The following is an 18,200-nucleotide window of genomic DNA, read 5'->3' on the forward strand; positions in this document are numbered from 1 at the left end:
ATTGAGAGAAAAGTTAGAGCAGGCATTGCAGTTACGAACTAACGAACATGAACGAGCGATGAAAACCGCGTCCCGCCTCAAAGCTGAAATCTCCATACTACGGAGAAAGTTGCAAACGCTGAAGCTTTCGGTAAAGAAACAACTACGCAACAAGTCATGACCTCCAAGATTAGACTTGATACAAAAAGCCCCGGCATGATGACCGGGGCTTCGAGTTTGTTTGACTATTTTTTATTAGTTCAGCTCAAGAGAGTCGCGTACTTCAGCAGCAACGTCCTTGATGATTTCTTCCGGGTCTTCGCCTTCGATAACTTCGATGAGACCTGCAAGGATAACGTCGGTTACAGCAACGCCTTCATCACCTGGGAACGCGTACCAAGGGCCAGCGTAGTTAGCCACCTGTGCGTGGGCAACGCGTGCACCAGCGTTGGATTTGTAGAAGTCACCGAGGTAGCTTTCGTCTTCAACAACCAGAGAGTTGGTTGGTGCGTAGCCGGAGTTTTCTACGATGATCTTCGCGCCCTTAGGACCGGAAACGAACTGCATGTACTTCCATACTGCGTCCTGCTTCGCTTTGTCTTCAGTCAGCATAACCATGCCGGAACCACCGGTTGGCAGGTATACAGAAGCCTTGTCTTCAGCAGCAATCGGGAACGGCTGAACGCTTACTTCAAAGCGGTCACCAGCGCCTTCAATTACGCGAGCCATCAAAGAAGAGCTGTCGATGTAAAGACCAAGGGTACCAGCGTTAAACGCCTGACGAGCAACGGAGTCTTCATAGAACTGCATGCCGCCTTCTTCAGCCAGACGGCTGTAAACGGTTGCAGCTGCAATGCCAGCTTCAGAGTCGAAAGTTACTTTGGTTTCGTCCGCGTTCAGAGGACGGCCACCGAAGGAACCGAGGAAGGACTGGAAGCGCCAGTCATGCGGAGATACCCAAGCGCCTTCAATGCGGCGGTCAAGTTCGTTGATTTTCGCGGACAGTTCGATCAGACCGTCGAAATCGGTCGGGAAGTTGTCCATGTCGCCGCCTGCGCGCTCAACCAACTCAGGGTTTGCGTAGACAACGAGGGTGGATGCAGCAACAGCCAGCGCGTGCTGTTTGCCGTTGTACTGGCCCAAAGAGCGCAGAGCAGGAGTGTAACCCTGCGCTTCAAACGCAGCTTCATCACCGATGAACTCATCAAGCGGCACGGTCAGGCCACGCGCTTCAAGAATACGCCAAGTGCTCAGACCCGCAAACGCAACGTCCGGGAGCTTGTTGGCTACAGCGTCACGCAGCAAAGACTGCACGCCGGTTTCGTAAGATTCAGCCGGAGCATCGAAGTCCAGTTTGATTTCCGGATGCTCAGCTTCGAACGCAACTGCCAGCTTCTCCTGAATTTTGGAGAAGATGTTTGGGTGAGCGTAGTGCACACGAATGGTGGTTTCTTCAGCCTGTGCCATGCCTACTGCAAAGAAACTACCTGCAACTGCGGCGATAATTGACTTACGCATTGTCCTTAACTCCTTGGGACACGTCAGTGATCGTCATTCAATCGTTTTTGTTGAGTGGGGCGTAAACCGCCCTTCTCGTTGTTCTTGTTTGTTAATTGCGGCGCTTGGCGCTCATTCACTTGGAATGCGCGTTAGCCCTTGATGCCGCTCATCGTTACGCCCTGAATGAACCAGCGCTGAGCGATGAGGAAGAGAAGTACCAGCGGCGTGGTGACGACGGTAGCTGCCGCCATCAAAGGTCCAACATCAGAACCCGACTCCTCGTCGCGGAAGAAGAGAATGCCCTGTGGCGGGGTTGCCAGATCCGCATCGGAAATCACAATCATCGGCCAGAACAGATCGTTCCAGTGAGCGACGATGGAGAAGATCGCGAAGGTGGTAGCCGCAGGCCATGCAGCCGGAAACGCTATGCGCCAGACGATCGCCATTTCAGAAAGACCATCCACACGAGCAGCGTCGATAAGATCCGGCGGAAGCGTTGCCATGAACTGGCGGAACAGGAAGATGCCGAATACGGAGGCCACGAACGGCAGAACCAGTGCAGCGTAGGTGTTGAGCAGCTGAAGCTGGGCCAGACCAAGGAAGATCGGAACAGCGGTAACGTGATACGGCACCAACAGACCTGCCAGAACCATACCGAACACGATGGTACGGCCAGCAAACTGGCGCTGCGCCAGCGCGTAGGCACACGGCACGGCAAACATCATCTGGAAGAACAGAATGCCGCCGCAGACCATTACACCGTTCAGCAGGAAGCGGTGCAGAGGCACCTGCTGGAATGCTTTGATGTAGTTGTCGAAGTAGAACGAACCAGGGAAGAAGGTCAGCTCTGGAGAAAAGATCTCTTCCGGCGTTTTCAGCGACAGCGATACCATCCAGAAGAATGGCAGCAGAAGGATAGCCGCGCCGATTGTCAGGAAGAAAACCGTGAGAGCGCGGGAGGTATAGGTACGAGCGTTCATCGGTAGTGGACCTTTCGCTCGGCAACAACAACCTTGAGCATGGTCAAAGCGAATACGAAGATGAAGAACACCATGGTGATGGCACTTGCATAGCCCGCTTTGAAGTAGATAAAGCCTTCGCGGTACATGGCGTAAACAAGGGTATCACTGGCAAACGCAGGGCCGCCCTTGGTGAGGGTCGCCACCGTTTCGAACACACGGAACGAACGGGTTGCGGTAATCACCATAACGAACAGCGTGGTAGGGCCAAGCATCGGCCAAGTCACGGTCCAGAAGCGTTCCCAACCACGATCTGCGCCGTCAATTTCCGCAGCCTCATAAAGATGGCGCGGAATGGAAGCAAGACCGGCAAGGAACAGCACCATGTTGTAGCCGACAGTTTCCCAAACGCCGATAGCAGCAAGGGTCGTCAGCACCAGCTTACGGTCAGAGAGCCAGCGCTCGCCGCCAATGCCGATCATGTCCAGTACGATGTTGACCAAACCAAGGGTCGGGTGCAGCAGCATTTCCCAAACCGTTGCCATAGCAACAAGCGTTGCAGCAACAGGCAGGAAGAAGCTGGTGCGGAAGATGTTGGCGCAGGTCTTATTCCAGCTTGCCACCTGATGAACGCCCATCGCCACAAGCAGCGAGAGGATCATGGAGCACGGAATAACGATTGCCGCATAATAGAGCGTGTTGAATACCGCCCGTTTGCCGGTGCGGTCAGTAAACAGCTCCACATAGTTTTCCAGACCGATCCAGTTAAACGCCTTGGCGCCGAACTGGTAATCGGTAAAGGAAAGCACTGCCACCAGCACTGCCGGAACAAAGATCAGGCAGAGCATGGCCAGCGTGGCCGGTCCGACGAGCGCCAGATCGGTCAACGCGTTATGAACGCGACGCGGCAGCATCGGCGTTGTAACTGTTGCCATAACCGCCCCCTACTCCGCAGCTGCGTCTTGCACGCAAGCAGCAACTTTCACGTCCAGTCGCAGACCGGTCTGCGCATCAAACACATGTGCGCGGGAAAGTTCGAAGGAAAGGCCGCAAGCAGAACCAGTTTCAGGCAACGTGGAGGTATCTTCCAGCACAACCTGAATCATCTGGCCGTTGGACAGAGACAGGCTGGCAGTAGCTTTAGAGCCGAAGTACTCAACGCGCTCAACCTTGCCATTCACTGCTGTTTCGCTGCTCAGCTCCATGACCTCTGGGCGAACACCAATAACAACGTTCTGGCAGGAAACAGCTTCATCAAGAACGAAAATGCCCAAAGGACCGCGTACAACGTTGCCTTCTACAGAACATTCAATGAAGTTGATCGGATGATCGCCAATGAACGCTGCAACTTCTTTGGTTGCCGGACGCTCATAAAGATCGTGCGGAGTGCCCTTCTGTACGATCACACCATGCATGAAGATAGCAATCTGGTCAGACATGCTCATCGCTTCTGCCTGATCGTGTGTCACGTAAATGAAGGTTTTGCCGGTACGCTTATGCAGGTCGATAAGCTCGCCGCGCATCTGACCGCGCAGTTTTGCATCAAGGTTGGAAAGCGGCTCATCAAGAAGGAAGGCAACCGGATCACGAACCAGTGCACGGCCCATTGCAACGCGCTGTTTCTGACCACCGGAAAGCTGCGAAGGCTTGCGAGCCAGCAGGTGCTCGATTTCCAGCATACGAGCAATGGATTCAACCTGCTCTTGGTGGTTCTGTGCTTTCTGACGAGCAGAAGGCAGCAGTTTGTTGAGCAAAGGTGCACGTTCCAGACGGTTCATGTTACGCATTGCAAGCGGCAGGGTAATGTTGCCGCGAACGTCCATGTGCGGGTAAAGCGCGTAGGACTGGAACACCATTGCGATGTTACGGGCAGCAGCAGGTGCCTGGGTAACATCCTGACCGTTGATCATGACAGAGCCGGAAGTTGGCGTATCCAGACCTGCAATAATACGCAGGGTGGTAGACTTACCAGAACCGGAGGCACCCAGCAGCGTGGTGAAGCTGCCGTTCTCAACGGTCAGGGAAATGTCTTCCAAAACAGTGGTTTGGCCGAACTGCCGTTTTATATTTCTTAGTTCGATCATTTGGGTCTCGTATGTAAGTTACTCGCCGTTTATGCCGACTAGATGTAAGTTTTATGACAGTTGTTCGAGTCTGAGCAGAATAGGTAGTAGCGCGGAAACAACATCTTCCACGCGTTCCATCTGCTGAGCACCTTCGATATCTGGCGCACCGGCCAGACCGAATACAGGCTTGCCGAACTGAAGGCCGTAAGCGACCTCGGAAATGGTGCCGTATTGACCACCTACAGCCACAAGCGCGAGTGCCGCACGGGTAATGAGCGCATTGCGCGCAGGGCCAATACCGGTAGCCAGAGGGATGTCGATGTAAGGGTTGCACATGGTCCAGTTTTCATCTGGAACGAGACCGATAGTCATACCGCCTTTGTTGTGCACGCCCTTGGCAGTAGCCTCCATAACCCCACCTTTTCCGCCACAAAGTACGGTCAGACCAAGGGTTGCGAGTGCTTCGCCCAGCTCCAGTGCCACGTCCATCTGGTATGCTTCCGGCTCACGTGGGCCGATAACAGCAACAGGGATAATGCGGCACAGTCTTTCTACATGCAGCCAGTGCACTGCATCAGCCAGAGAAATTTCTTCTGCATCTTCAGGGCGATCGCCCTCATGCGACTGCCAAACCCAATTCCAAGGGTCCAGCTGCTTGTTGTTTTCAGCAAACAGTTTTTTCTGCGAGAGGCTTCTGTTAAGCATGTTTTACTCTGGATTTTTCTTGTTGGCCCTCCTATAGACACAATGTAAGATAATTTACAAGCGCCAGTTTTTACCAATGCCACATCGTGACGAAAAATCTCAACTCAACGAGCGACAGCGCGGAATTGTAGCCGACGTAACGGCCAACGGGTTTGCGACCATTGAAAACCTCGCCGACAGTTTCGGCGTTTCTGCCCAGACCATTCGCCGCGACATAATCGCACTAGATAAGCTGGGGCTACTGCAGCGTTTCCACGGGGGCGCAGGCATAGGGACTGATCCTAACGCCGTGCGACTCGGCCACTCCGTGCGCCAACACATTGCAAGTGATGACAAAATTACCATTGGTAATAAAGCAGCCGCGATTATTCCGGAAGGCTCAACTGTCTTCATGGATGTTGGCACAACAGTAGAAGCAGCGGCCCAGTGCCTTGCTGAAAAAGAAGGCCTGACCATCTTCACCAACTCCACCCGTGTTGCCAGCTTCTTCGACCCTTACAGCACTCAGGTGTATGTGCTGGGCGGAAGGCTCGCTGGGGGCGACGGATCTTTGGTTGGGGAAAGTGTGGTGAATGCCATCGCGAAGTACCGTTTTGACTACGCGTTGATCGGCTGTCAGGGCATCGAGCCGGAAGGCGCGGTTATGGACTTTGACCTTGCCAAGATTGCGGTAAAGAAAGCCGCCATCAAACGCTCGCGCTTCAGCATGTTGCTGGCGAACGAAAAGAAGTTTGGCCGCTCGGCCCTTTGCCAAGTAGCGACCCTTGAAGACTTCGCCTACGTGGTCACCAACCGCGAAGAAGACGAATAAGGACCAAGGCAGCCTCTGCCCGCCAAGTTCACCAAGATAGATGTAAGGCGATGCGCTCTTCCAGCGTGTCGCCTTTTTCTTTGGGCTCTGACGGGTGTCCCCCTAGGGTAGGCGCAGTTGACGCCTTGCCTTTGGGGCTCGCAAGGTTAATGTCTACGCACTTTCACCCATCAACCATTTGATTCGGCTGGTTATACAGCGGGCTCCCTTTCAAACTCCGCGAGTTTTAGTCCGCTCGAAGCCGAGGAAATACCCTCGAACCGTGCAACGCACCAGCGTTTGCATTTCGGTGACACTATGAGCCTCTTGGGGTTTGCGCTGGTTTTTACCGCAGCGCTTTGCCACGCCACATGGAACTATTATGTAAAGCGGATCAACGCAGGCGGAGAGCTTGTCTGGCTGTTTTCTGCTTTCGCAGCCGTTATCTACCTTCCTCCAGCCGCCTACTTCTTTATACAAGCGCCGCAATTCGGCTTTGTAGAAGTTGCTGTCGTTTGTATCAGCGCCGCTTTGCACATTGGCTACTTCCTGCTTTTGCAAGCTGGTTACCGGCATGGCGACCTCTCACAGGTATACCCCACAGCCCGCGCAACTGGCCCGATGATCTCCACGACGCTTGCTGTCATCCTGCTTGGCGAGAGCATGAGCCTGCAGATGATTGTAGGCGCGGTGGTTATCATCTTCGGCATTTTCATGCTGACGGGCGGCATTAAAAGCCTAGGCAAAGGAACCGGCGTATCCATTGGCTTTGGTATCGGTTCGGGCCTGTTTATCGGAAGCTATACGGTTTGGGATGCTTATGCGGTCTCGACACTGATGATTGCGCCGCTGCTGCTCGACTACTTCTCCAACATCGCAAGAGCTGTGATGCTGTCTCCCCTTGCGTTCCGCCGCCGCTCGCTGGTGAGCAAAATCTGGCGTGAACATAAGGGCGGTGTGCTCATCATCTCAGTGTTCAGTCCCCTTGCCTACATTCTGGTGCTGATCGCCTTTACATTCACGCCAGTTGTTTATGTTGCACCACTGCGCGAACTCAGCGTTTTGATGAGCGTACTCATGGGCAGCATCTTGCTGGGTGAAGGACACCTTAAAGAGCGCATGGTCTGGGCAATGGTTATTGTTTTCGGTGTGCTTGTACTGGCTTCAAGCTAGCGTTTCAGCCGTTCTTCATCATCAATCAAGAGTAGTTGCTCTGGGAGATCAGCGCCCCATTTCCAGAGCACAACGTTGCGATCATGCGCCTCTGCGCCCCTCACAAAGCTGGGTATAACGAGGCCAGCGTAGCCGCCACCAATCAATCTTTGCGCAAAAACCTGCGTTGGAGCGATGCCGTCGAGTAACATTCGGTCACGCCAGTCAGCAGCAGCCAGTAGTTCTGGAGTCATATCGAACTCAGCTAGAGCCGAACGATCCGAACCATCAAACAGGGGATTGATGTCCGCTTTGTAAGCAACAACGGTGGTAGGCTGCAGGTGACCAACCTGATTGGCTTCTTTAATAGCAGTCGTCAGCGCAGCAGAGGTATAAAGCGCAGGCGTACCCTTTGCATTGAACCGCCCGCCAAAGCGGCGCGCACCTTCACCCGAAAGTGGCTCACGCGCATAAACCGGATTAAGTGCCCGATACAAAAGCCCCTGATAATGCAGCATCAGGCGTGAATTCCGGCATCAACTGCATCAATATACTCGAGGATATCGCCAGCGCGGCCCTGCTGAATGAGCTGCATGGCCGTTTGACCGGAAAAGCCCGGCAACGGCTCGGAGCGCAGCCACGCGTAAGCGATGAGCGCAGAACCAAAACGCGGCTCAACCTTGTTGATGATCTCCACCATCTCACGGAGGCGGCTTTGCGTTTTGACTGACTTCAGTCTGTCGCGGCGCTGAACGGCATCGCGGCCAAGGCCAGCAGTACGCGCCACTTCCTCACTGGTCGTGCGCAGTACATCTGCAATCTTCTGCGGGGCGAACAGCCCATTTTCAGCAACCTTGGTCAAATGCATCGCACAGCTCCTTGCCGCATATTATGACGCTATGTAATGACAATATATGCGCATAGGTGTAAATAGCAAGAGAGCCCGCCCCATATTTCAGGAGCAGGCTCTCAATTTTGCGGAATATCGACAGCTAAAAATGGAACGCGACAATCCGTCCCGATAGCTTCTTATTTAGCGCCCAAAAGCTTGGAAAGCGCATGCGCCTTGGTAACGGCCAAACGGCGGAATTCCTTGATCATTTCATCGGTCAAGCGCACTGTAGGGGTGGCGATACCAAGCGTTCCGACAGGCTGGTTCTCGTGATCGAGAATTGGAGCCGCAATACAGCCAACGCCCTTGATATGCTCTTCGATCTCCATCGCAACACCTTCTTTGCGGATGGATTCCAGCAGATCGATAAAGGACTGTATATCACCCACAGCACCGGTAGAACGCAGACCCGAGATCACCTTTTTCTGTATGCACTCGCGCGCATGGGACAAGAAGGCACGTCCATTAGCAGAGCCATGAAGTGGTAGTCTTTGACCTAGCGGCTGCGAAGGTTTCAGCGAATATGTGCTTTCGCGCTTGGAAACAATGACGAGGCAATCGCCATCTGGAATGCACAAATTGATGTTCTCATTTGTGATAGATTCCAGCTCGTCCATGAACGGCTGAGCCGCCATAACCACGCTGTTGCTATCCACAATTCTGGAACCGAGATTCAAAAAACGGAACGTACAGCGATACTTACCACTCGTCTCACACTGCTCCACATAGCCGATATTAATCAGCGTGAGCAGGATACGATGCACAGTTGTTTTTGGCATATCGACAGCTGACGTAAGGCGAGCGAGATCCCAAGACTGCCGTGAAGACAGTGTCTCGATTACTTTAAACGTCTTTACTACGGCACTAATACTAGAATCTGCCGTCTTTTTATCGTCCATTTCTTAATCCGAATTGATTTTGAGTCCAGAAATTGGCGGCTTCACTTACAGCGTCGGCCATCGAACAAATATTTCACTAGTTCGCCCCCTTATACCTGATAGGGCTCTCATGCCCAGTGCATATTTCCCCTTATTGACGCCTACCAAACTTCGCAGCCATATTCCAGAAAAATCAAAGTGCGTTCCACAATACGGAACAATCAGCGATCCTAACAAGTTATACTCACCCACGAGGGGCACATGGAAAAGCTGCAAGGCGTTTTTGTTGTAATGACAACTCCGCTTCTGGAAGACCAGAAGATCAACTTTGACGGAGTTGCGAAGAATATTGAGCATCTCATTAGCCAGAACGTTCATGGTCTGATGGTTTGCGGTGCTCTGGGCGAGTACCTCACTCTGGATCTGGCAGAGCGCAAAGAGCTTGCAGCATTCGTGCTCAAGACTGTTGCTGGCCGCGTTCCTGTAATCGTAGGCACCATCAGCGCACGCGCTGACATCACCATCGACCTGTCCAACCATGCATACGAGCATGGCGCAGCTGGCGTTATGGTTCTGCCTCCTCCAGGCTCCGGCATCGAGCAGGAAGAAATCTACCAGTACTTCAAGACTGTATCCGACAACGTCAAAGTCGCGATCATGGCTTACAACAATCCTGGTTCTTCTGGCCTCGACATCGACTTCGACACCCTGTCTCGCATCGCGAAACTGGAAAACGTCAAGTACATCAAAGAATCTTCCGGCGACATCAAGCGCGTTACCCGCATCGCATACGAACTGGCAGACGACATTGCTGTGTTCTGCGGTTGGGAAGACATGTGCCTTGAATCCTTCAACGCTGGCGCATCTGGCTGGGTCTGCATGGGCGGCAACTTCGCTCCAAACATGACCCGCGACGTATTCGACCTCGTTAAGAAGGGCGAAGGCGCAGCAGCAGCTGACCTCTACAAAAAATACGTGCCTGTAGCACGCTACCTGGAAAACGCTGGCAAGGTTGTTCAGACCACCAAGTTCTTCCAGGAAGAAATGGGTCTTGTTGGCGGTATCGCACGCAACCCACGTCTGCCTTTGAACGAAGACGAAAAGGCAGCAATCCGCGCTCTGATTAAAGAACGCGACCTGCACTAAAAATAAGGTAAGCGGAGGCTTCGGGAGAAAAGGCCTCCGCTACACCAAACCACCTGCAAAACTTATCGGTCCATCAGGACCAACTAACGAAATAGTGGGCTCTCACCCACACATCGTACTCGGGAAACTTTGGGGGAATAATGAATAATACAAGTGATAGACAGGGCCTTCAGCCGCTCTCGTTCTGGCCAGCCTTTATCTGTATGGCTGCGTTCATTCTTATGGGCGTACTCTTCACAGATCAGATGGGCGCCTTCCTCAATGGCGTTCTGGACACCATTTCCGCACGCTTCGGCTGGCTGTTCATGGCCTGTGGCCTCGTCAGCTTCTTTACAATTTTCTATCTGTTCTTCTCCAAATACGGCGACATCCGCCTCGGCGGTGCTGAAGAAAAACCAGACCTGACCCTGTTCCAGTGGTTCTCCATCTGCCTTTGCTCCGGTATCGGTACCGGTCTTCTGTTCTGGGCATCTGCAGAACCAATGTTCTTCTTCGCTCAGCCTGCTGAAGCATGGGCTGTAGAGCCTTTCAGCCGTGACGCTGGTATCATCGCGATCTCCCAGACCGCGTTCCACTGGACCATCATGCAGTACAGCATGTACACCCTGTGTGCTGTTGCAGTAGCAATGGTTGTTTACAACCGCAAAAACGAAACTTTTGCTGTTAGTACAACTCTCTACGGTCTGCTTGGCAAAGAACACACCGGCACCATCGGTAAGATCGTAAACGGCGTTTGCATCTTCACCCTCGGCGGCGCAGTAGCAAGCTCCATGGGCGGCGCACTGCTCCTGATCGGTTCCGGTCTTGAAAACGTATTCGGCATTCCTTCTAACAGCGCTGTATGGCTGGTTGTAGCGATCATCATGACCGCTGTATTCACCATCTCCAGTATCACTGGTATGAAAAAAGGTCTGGCTCTGATTGCGGACATCAACACCAAGGTATTCGTTGGTCTTGCGCTGTTCGTTCTCGTATTCGGCCCAACCAACTTCATTGCTGACCTTGGCGTAACTGCATTTGGTGACTTCCTCGGCGGCTTCTTCGAACGCGCTACCATCACCAACGCTATGACCACCGACGAATGGGCGAAAGGCTGGACTGTACAGTTCTGGGCATCCTTCTTCGTGGTAGCACCGCTGATCGGTCTGTTCTACGCTCGCCTCGGTCGTGGCCGTACTGTTCGTCAGTTCATCGCAATGACCCTGTTTGGCCCATCCGCTTTCTGCTTTATCTGGATCGCGATCTTCGGCGGCACCGCAATCTACATGCAGGATTCCGGCACCCTCGACATCTGGGCAAACATCCAGGCAAACGGTATGGAAACCACCGTTTACTCCATCTTCTCCAGCCTTCCTCTGTCTAAGCTGACCATGATCGTGTTCGTTCTTGCGATTATCGCTTCCATGGTTACCTACGCAGATCCGATGACCGCTGTTCTTGCAACTCTGTCCTGCAAGCAGTCCACCGTTGATGAAGAAGCTCCACGCAAGCTGAAAATCATCTGGGGTGCTGCAATCGGTACCGTTGCATACCTGATCATCGCAACAGGCGGCGCAGATGGTATCCGCGGCATGTTCACCCTCATCGGCTTCCCACTCATGTTCCTCGTAATGTTCGTTTGCTGGTCTGCAATCCGCATTGCGAAGCAGATGGCTGGCGAACAGGCAGAGGGTAGCCTTCTCAAGGCTCCAAAAACCGAAAACGCTCCTGTGAGCGGTGTGGCTCAACCAGCCGAATAATAATTGGCAAGTGGCTCTCTGCTCAGCAGGGAGCCACACTGGAGAGATCTGATGTATCTTACAGACTATGAAAAAGCCCTACTTCAAGGGGATCATGGTGAAGCACGCCGGATGGCAATGAACGTTTTGTTCGACCTTGCTCAATACTATGAGGTTGATCGGTTCGTCGAGATTGTCTCCTGCCACGACGACAGTACTGTATACTTCGGCGAAGCTCAGGTAGCATTTACCGAACACCTTGTAGACATTGGCGCAAAGTTCGCTGTTCCAACTTCTACAAACGCATGTGCACTGGACATGGCACGCTGGAAAGAACAGCGCCACGACCGTTCTTGGATGACAGCAACCCGCCGTATTGAAGCTTCCCATCTTCAGCTTGGCGCGGCAGCAAACTGGACCTGCGCCCCTTATCAGGCAGGCCATCAGCCATCCTTCGGTCAGCAGGTCGCCTGCGCAGAATCCAACGTAATCAATTTCGTAAACTCCGTTATCGGCGCTCGTACCAACCGTTACGCAGGCCCATTGGAGCTTCTGGCCGGTATCGCTGGCCGCGTCCCTTACTTCGGTCTGCACAAAACCGAAAACCGTAAGGCAGTCAGCTTGATGAAGCTGGCCGACGACATTACCCCAGACATGTTTGAAGACGACGACATCTTCAACCTGCTGGCTTATAACTACGGCAACATTGCTGGCGACCAGATCTGGGCGCTCGATGGCATGCCAATGAACATCACCATGGATAACCTGAAGCAGTTCTCTGCTACAGCGGCATCCTCCGGCGGTATCGCTCTGTTCCACCTTATTGGTCTGACCCCTGAAGCACACACTCAGGAAATGGCATTCCATGGCGGCAAACCAGAGCAGGAAGTCTTGATCACCAAGGCAATGCTGGCACAAGCTGAACGCGAGCTGTGCAATATGGACCACACCGGCCCTATTGACCTGATCTCCATCGGCTGCCCGCACTTCTCCTACGCTGAATTCGAAGCACTGGAAAAGGCATTTGACGGCCGCAAAGTGAACCCGAACACCCAGTTCTGGGTATTCACCAGCCGCTGCACCCAGCAGAGCACCAACGACAGCGGTTTGCTTGATCGTGTGAAGGCTCTGGGTGTGGAAGTGTTCCTTGACGGCTGCACCATGGAATACCCGCTGGATAAGTGGGACACCAAGTCCATCATGACCAACTCAGGCAAGTTCGCTAACTACTGCTACTCCAAAGTCGGCATCCATCCGGTCTTCGGAAACTATCGTGACTGCGTTGAGTCTGCAGTAAGCGGCCAAGTTGTAAGAGGTAAGAAAAAATGGTCCAGCTAACCTGTAAAAACGTCATCTCCAAGGACCTGACTGCCGAGCTTATCTACTCTGAAGATCCGTTCTCTTTCGTTGGCGGCGTCAACATCCAGACCGGCGAAATTCAGGATCACCGTCACTCTGCATTCCAGCAGAACATGAAGGGCAAGATCTTCGCATTCCCGTTTGGTAAAGGCTCCAGCGGCGCTGGTCTTGTATTGATGGAAATGCTGCGCGTGGGTTCTGCACCTGCTGGCATCATCAACATTCGTACCGACCCTGTTATTCTGACCGGTCCACTGATCGCAAAGCACTTCTATGAGCAGATCCTGCCAGTGATCAACCTCTCTGAAGAAGACTACAAAAAGCTTGCTGATGCAAAATCGGTCCAGATTTTCGCAGACAGGGAAGAGCTGGTGGCATTCAACTAAACAGCTGCGCGGGAGAGGTTGAGCATCCCATCCATAGACCTCTTCCGACAGGAAAGCGTAAGTCCCGATCTTAGGCGCTTTCCCTTCCCCCCTCTCTTCTATGCCGGACGGGCACAACGCACCCATGTGCCCGCCGCGCATCCCAATCAAAGTCACCACACCAAGGCTGTGCCTTAGCAAAGGTCCCACAATGTATAAAATCGACAGTTATATTCCGACCCGCATCGTATTTGGTTTGAACCGCCTGAACGAACTGGCAGAACTGAAACTGCCTGGCAAAAAAGCGCTCATCTGCGTAACCAGCGATGACCTGATGAAGAAACTCGGTTTCCAGGACCGCGTGATTGAGCTGCTTGCTAAAAACGGTGTTGAAGCTGTTGTATTCAATGGCGTTATTCCTAACCCAACCCGCGCAGGCGTAATGGCTGCTAGCGCTCTTGCAAAAGAATCCGGCTGTGACTTCGTAATCGGTCTTGGTGGTGGTTCTTCCATCGACACCGCAAAAGCAACCGCGATCATGATGCTGAACGAAGGCGATCTGTGGGACTACGCTTACACCGGCACCGGTGGCCGCAAGGAAGTAACCTGCGCAGCGCCAATCATCACCATCACCACAACAGCTGGTACCGGTACAGAAGCTGACCCTTACTGCGTGATCACCAACGAAGACACCGAGGAAAAGCTCGACTTCGCATGTGACGCTCTGTTCCCTACCGTTTCCATCATCGACCCTGACCTGATGAAGTCTCTCCCACGTGAGCTGACCATCTACCAGGGCTTTGACGCTCTGTTCCACGCTCTGGAATGCTACATCACCAACCGCAACGAAAACCGCCTGATCGACATCTACGCTGAAGATGCGATCCGCACCGTTGCTCAGTGGCTGCCAGTTGTTGTTGAAGACGGCTCCAACCTCGAAGCACGCGTAAAAATCTCTTACGCTGCAAACATCCTTTGCGGTTACACCCAGTCCCTGTGCACCGTGACTTCCCATCACATCATTGCGCAGACCATCGGCGGTATCGCACCTTCCTTCGCACACGGCGCAACCCTGATCGTTGTTGCAGAAGAATACTACAAAGACATCAAGCGCTTTGTTCCTGAGCTTCTGGAAGACATCGGCGTATTCATGGGCGCAGCTCCAATCGAAGGCGACAAGGGCCAGAACTTCATCAACGCTCTGACCGACATGATGGATGCAACCGGCGTTCGCACCCTTGCAATGTCCGATCACAAAATCTCCAAGGAAGACTGCCAGAAGATCACCGACATCACCTATGACGTCGTTGGTATCGATCTGGACAAGTACACCCTGACCAAGGACGACATCCACGCAATCGTGGAAAAATCCTACCGTTAAGCGCTCTCCTTCCCTCCCAACGAGCGTTCTCGCGCGGTCTGGAACTCCCGTTCCAGACCGCGTTCTTTTTCACACGGCCAGACCACACGTATATCACAGTATAGAACTCAGTAACTCTTTGATATATAGTGGCAAACAAAGATAAGCCCTGCCTGCGACTTCCCCTAAAGGAAGACAGTCAGACCTCTTTCCCTACAATTTAAAAGAGTTCTCAGGATGCCCACCACCTCGCGGCTACCCTTCCTTATTCTCGCCGTGGCGGCAGCAGCTGCGTTTGGCACTGTCGCGCCGTTCTCCCGCTTTGCTGCCATGCCTGCAGAGCACATCACATTCTATCGCCTGTTCGTAGGCTTGCTATGTCTTGTGGTGTTTATGGTGGGCTCTGGTAAGGGCAAAAAGCTCATTCACAAGCCAAGCCTGAAGTCTATCATCAGCGGCGTGATGATCTTCGGCTTCATGTTCTTCTACATTCAGGCAACGAACTACATGAAGATGGGCGTTGCGGTGATGATCATGTATCTTTCACCGATCATCTGCGCCGTCTTTGCGCACTTCTTCTTTAACGAGAAGCTGCGGATCTCGAACATTGTCGCCGTCTTCGGCGCAATGGTTGGCTTCTTCATGATGATTGGCTTTTCCAGCGATACCGCCCAGTATGACCAGATGCATATTGGCGTGATGTACGCTGTGGCTGGCATGTTCATGTATGCCACCTTCCTGCTCATCAACCGCAAGCCATCCCCTGAATCTCCAATGCAGAGCACGTTCACCCAGCTTGCTGTGGGTGCAGCGTGTGTGGCTCCCTTTGTTGTCACGTCCGGCCAGTTGCCTAGCCTTGAGCAAAGCTTCTGGCTGTTCCTGATTGGCCTGATTTCCGGCTTCCTGCCGACCCTTGGCGCAATCATTGCCTTGCGCAATCTGCCAAGCGTAACCTTCGGCACACTCGCCTATATGGAACCTGTGACCGTGGTTGTTTTGGGATGGATGCTGTTTGCTGAAAAGCTCAACGCTATCCAGATTACTGGCTGCGTACTTATCCTGTTCTGCGGTTTCGCGCAGAGCATTCTTATGAGCCGTCGTCAGGAAGATGCGCTGGAAGTAGCGGAAGCTGAACCGATCGTTCCAAACATTCCTGAGGCTGCGATGGACATTGTAAGTCAGGTCACGCCAGTGCCAATGAACGATAAAGTGGGCGTATAATCCGCTGAAACTCTTAGGGAGGAGCAACAATGATAGGCGCTCAAGCGTGCCCGTTGCTCCTTCCATTTTGCCAAGGTCTTCCCAGTTAGAACGGCGCAGTTCCAAGCACGACGAATACGCGCCAGTTCGCCAAGAGCCTTAGCCAAGCGCTCGCCTAGCCATTAGGCCGATACGCGCTTTTGTTTTTTACTTCCGCTACCCGATCAGATACCGAAGGCATGATGCCAAGATCACAAAGGTAACAAGTGCGCATACCGAGAAAATCGCGTCCTTACCGAAATTGTGTTCTTTTGGGTTTGAGCTACTGTGTGCCATAGATGTGTCCAATCTTGTCTTTTTGGATCCAAACACTTGCGTAGCCACTATTTGAGCGACCGCGCATCGTTGAATGACAGGTAGATAGCTGCTGTTTATTGGCTTCTAATGCTGCGAACCCAGTAACTGGAAAACTAAACTCAAAACATGTTGAGAACCAAAAGAAGTACCGACTTCGCTACTAGTTGATATAACTCCCCAACAACCATTACCTCTGCATATTGTCCGGTATGTTTCGTAGAAGCTCAACCGCAGTGAAATTATATGCGCGAATTGACGCAACTTGTTCACATTGACAAGAATTTTATTTCTTTATCTTGCAAAGATATATCTTTGGAATTGCAGATATTACTATACCATCGAGCGGAGCAAACTAATATTACGTTCGCACCGCGCTATAATACAAACCTGTCCAAAATGAACACTAGGGCTACATTGGTGAGGATAGCGTTGTGGCACTTGCTGTAATCACCAGCATAGAGACAACCACCATCACCTCCATCAAGATCGTGTAGCGAAACTGGTCGAGCGCACCCTGATCACCCTGCTTGATCCTCGGTGTAAGGCGCAGTTTATTAAGACCGGCCAGCGCCAGCAGAAGAATAAACGCAACCAGTTTTGCAACAAACAACTGCCCGTAAGTCGTGCCCATGAACTGCGAAAAGCTCTGCGTGAAGATATAGAGCATCCCCCCGCCCGCGACTGCTAGAAACAGAACCGCTTTTACCGCAATGCGCCCGAAGCGCTCTGCCAGCAGACCCACTTCCTCAACTGGCAAACGGCTCGCAGACATATAAAGGGGTATAAAAGCGCCGATCCAGTAAGACAGAAACAACACATGTAAGCTGATAAGAATTGCAAGCAGCAGACGCGGCTCACCCAGTGTATGCCCGACTTGCGAGAAGGAAACGGCGATCAGGAACACACCCAGCAGTGCGAGCAGCTTAGGCAGAGGCCCGCGAATGCCAATGGCAAGCAGCAAGGTTGCGCCCGCCATACGCAAGACACTTGCATGACCGATAGGACCATCCATCAAGTAGCCGAGGAACATCGGCACCTGCTCCATATTCAGCGTCCAGCCACCCAGATACGCAACCTCCAGCAAGATCTGCGCTGCTACCATCAAAAAGGAAGCCACCACAAAAATCAGCAGGACCCAGCGCAGACGTCCTCGAAAAGTGTCCTCCAACCGGTCAAAAATGAAAAGAAACAGCGCCGTGCCCGCGCCGGTTAGCAGTACATAGTAAAGCAGCGTTTTCTGCGCCAGCGCCACAAGCGACCAGCCCCAAAGCCCCTCTAACATAGCCATTGCTCCCCTCCACGTTGCGCTGGCTGGTGCGTATCCCACTCACGGTCTTATGACCCAATGCAGATACGCCTACCTCAAGCCATTACAGCTTGAGAGTTCAAAAATTCGAGCGAAAAACGCCCTAACGTTTCACCTCAAAGCGTATCTGACCCGAGGTCGGATGACCATCCTGCGAAAGCCCCCGCCATGAAAAGGTATAGCTGCCTGCAGCCAGCGCATCAGGCGTTACGCTCAACATCTCCGTCAGCTGCATATCGAGTTTGAAATCCGTTGGCACTTCACCGCCTTCCGCTCCCACCAGCGTTACCATGGTCAGGCGCAGTGGCGTGGTCATCATCACTTCGATGCGCTGAGGTGCTTCATCGAGAACAGCGCCGTCTTGCGGCACGGCTTTCATCTTCTTGGAATGGGCAAAAGCTGAGCCACTGGCTGCAATTGCAACCGCTGCGCCAACGGCAAAAATCGTATTTCTAAAGGTCCGCATAA

Annotated in this window: 18 protein-coding genes; 8 read left to right on the forward strand and 10 right to left on the reverse strand. The window is 52.8% G+C overall.

The features are described from left to right. Nucleotides 1-234: 234 nt before the first annotated feature. The 5 genes from E1162_RS01700 to E1162_RS01720 form a co-directional block, all read right to left on the reverse strand. A complete protein-coding gene (locus E1162_RS01700) occupies nt 235-1,497 on the reverse strand; it encodes an extracellular solute-binding protein (RefSeq protein WP_155125982.1) in 1,263 nt (420 codons plus the stop codon). Between the two features lie 131 nt (nt 1,498-1,628). Continuing rightward, nucleotides 1,629-2,459, reverse strand: a complete 831-nt coding sequence (locus E1162_RS01705; protein ID WP_155125984.1) for a carbohydrate ABC transporter permease — start codon at nt 2,457-2,459, stop codon at nt 1,629-1,631. After that, a complete protein-coding gene (locus tag E1162_RS01710) occupies nt 2,456-3,373 on the reverse strand; it encodes a carbohydrate ABC transporter permease (protein WP_155125986.1) in 918 nt (305 codons plus the stop codon). The genes E1162_RS01705 and E1162_RS01710 overlap by 4 nt, the downstream gene beginning before the upstream one ends. A gap of 9 nt (nt 3,374-3,382) precedes the next feature. Further along, on the reverse strand, nt 3,383-4,522 hold the full coding sequence (locus tag E1162_RS01715; protein ID WP_155125988.1) for an ABC transporter ATP-binding protein: 1,140 nt from the start codon (nt 4,520-4,522) through the stop codon (nt 3,383-3,385). 51 nt (nt 4,523-4,573) lie between these two features. Continuing rightward, nucleotides 4,574-5,209 (reverse strand): TIGR00725 family protein, encoded by a 636-nt coding sequence (locus tag E1162_RS01720; protein ID WP_155125990.1) that lies wholly within the window; start codon nt 5,207-5,209, stop codon nt 4,574-4,576. 76 nt (nt 5,210-5,285) lie between these two features. On the opposite strand from E1162_RS01720, the gene E1162_RS01725 reads away from it, so the two are divergent. Beyond that, nucleotides 5,286-6,020 (forward strand): DeoR/GlpR family DNA-binding transcription regulator, encoded by a 735-nt coding sequence (locus E1162_RS01725; RefSeq protein ID WP_155125992.1) that lies wholly within the window; start codon nt 5,286-5,288, stop codon nt 6,018-6,020. Between the two features lie 297 nt (nt 6,021-6,317). Further along, nucleotides 6,318-7,172 (forward strand): EamA family transporter, encoded by an 855-nt coding sequence (locus tag E1162_RS01730; protein WP_155125994.1) that lies wholly within the window; start codon nt 6,318-6,320, stop codon nt 7,170-7,172. Here E1162_RS01730 and E1162_RS01735 read toward each other — a convergent pair. The 3 genes from E1162_RS01735 to E1162_RS01745 form a co-directional block, all read right to left on the reverse strand. Continuing rightward, on the reverse strand, nt 7,169-7,669 hold the full coding sequence (locus tag E1162_RS01735) for an RES family NAD+ phosphorylase (protein ID WP_306455012.1): 501 nt from the start codon (nt 7,667-7,669) through the stop codon (nt 7,169-7,171). The genes E1162_RS01730 and E1162_RS01735 overlap by 4 nt on opposite strands. Continuing rightward, nucleotides 7,669-8,019 (reverse strand): antitoxin Xre/MbcA/ParS toxin-binding domain-containing protein, encoded by a 351-nt coding sequence (locus tag E1162_RS01740; RefSeq protein ID WP_155125995.1) that lies wholly within the window; start codon nt 8,017-8,019, stop codon nt 7,669-7,671. The genes E1162_RS01735 and E1162_RS01740 overlap by 1 nt, the downstream gene beginning before the upstream one ends. Nucleotides 8,020-8,180: 161 nt before the next feature. Next, entirely contained in the window at nt 8,181-8,942 is a 762-nt protein-coding gene (locus tag E1162_RS01745; protein WP_155125998.1) for an IclR family transcriptional regulator, read from the reverse strand. Nucleotides 8,943-9,182: 240 nt separating this feature from the next. Between E1162_RS01745 and E1162_RS01750 the strand changes: the two genes are divergently transcribed. From E1162_RS01750 to E1162_RS01775, 6 genes are all read left to right on the forward strand, one after another. After that, nucleotides 9,183-10,067, forward strand: coding sequence for a dihydrodipicolinate synthase family protein (locus E1162_RS01750; protein ID WP_155126000.1), 885 nt, complete (start codon nt 9,183-9,185; stop codon nt 10,065-10,067). Nucleotides 10,068-10,207: 140 nt separating this feature from the next. Then, entirely contained in the window at nt 10,208-11,806 is a 1,599-nt protein-coding gene (locus tag E1162_RS01755; RefSeq protein ID WP_155126001.1) for a BCCT family transporter, read from the forward strand. 51 nt (nt 11,807-11,857) lie between these two features. Then, entirely contained in the window at nt 11,858-13,123 is a 1,266-nt protein-coding gene (locus E1162_RS01760) for an aconitase X catalytic domain-containing protein (protein ID WP_155126003.1), read from the forward strand. Further along, nucleotides 13,111-13,530, forward strand: coding sequence for an aconitase X swivel domain-containing protein (locus tag E1162_RS01765; protein ID WP_155126005.1), 420 nt, complete (start codon nt 13,111-13,113; stop codon nt 13,528-13,530). Before E1162_RS01760 ends, E1162_RS01765 begins: the two co-directional genes overlap by 13 nt. Before the next feature lie 190 nt (nt 13,531-13,720). Then, nucleotides 13,721-14,890, forward strand: a complete 1,170-nt coding sequence (locus tag E1162_RS01770) for an iron-containing alcohol dehydrogenase (protein WP_155126007.1) — start codon at nt 13,721-13,723, stop codon at nt 14,888-14,890. A gap of 216 nt (nt 14,891-15,106) precedes the next feature. Beyond that, nucleotides 15,107-16,090, forward strand: a complete 984-nt coding sequence (locus tag E1162_RS01775) for a DMT family transporter (protein ID WP_155126009.1) — start codon at nt 15,107-15,109, stop codon at nt 16,088-16,090. Nucleotides 16,091-16,835: 745 nt separating this feature from the next. Here E1162_RS01775 and E1162_RS01780 read toward each other — a convergent pair. Both E1162_RS01780 and E1162_RS01785 read right to left on the reverse strand, forming a co-directional pair. After that, nucleotides 16,836-17,714, reverse strand: a complete 879-nt coding sequence (locus E1162_RS01780; protein WP_155126011.1) for a CopD family protein — start codon at nt 17,712-17,714, stop codon at nt 16,836-16,838. 121 nt (nt 17,715-17,835) lie between these two features. After that, complete coding sequence (locus E1162_RS01785; RefSeq protein WP_155126013.1) at nt 17,836-18,198, reverse strand: copper resistance CopC family protein; 363 nt, start codon at nt 18,196-18,198, stop codon at nt 17,836-17,838. Nucleotides 18,199-18,200 lie beyond the last annotated feature (2 nt).

The organism is Pseudovibrio flavus, from assembly GCF_009711345.1.
GTDB lineage: Bacteria > Pseudomonadota > Alphaproteobacteria > Rhizobiales > Stappiaceae > Pseudovibrio > Pseudovibrio flavus.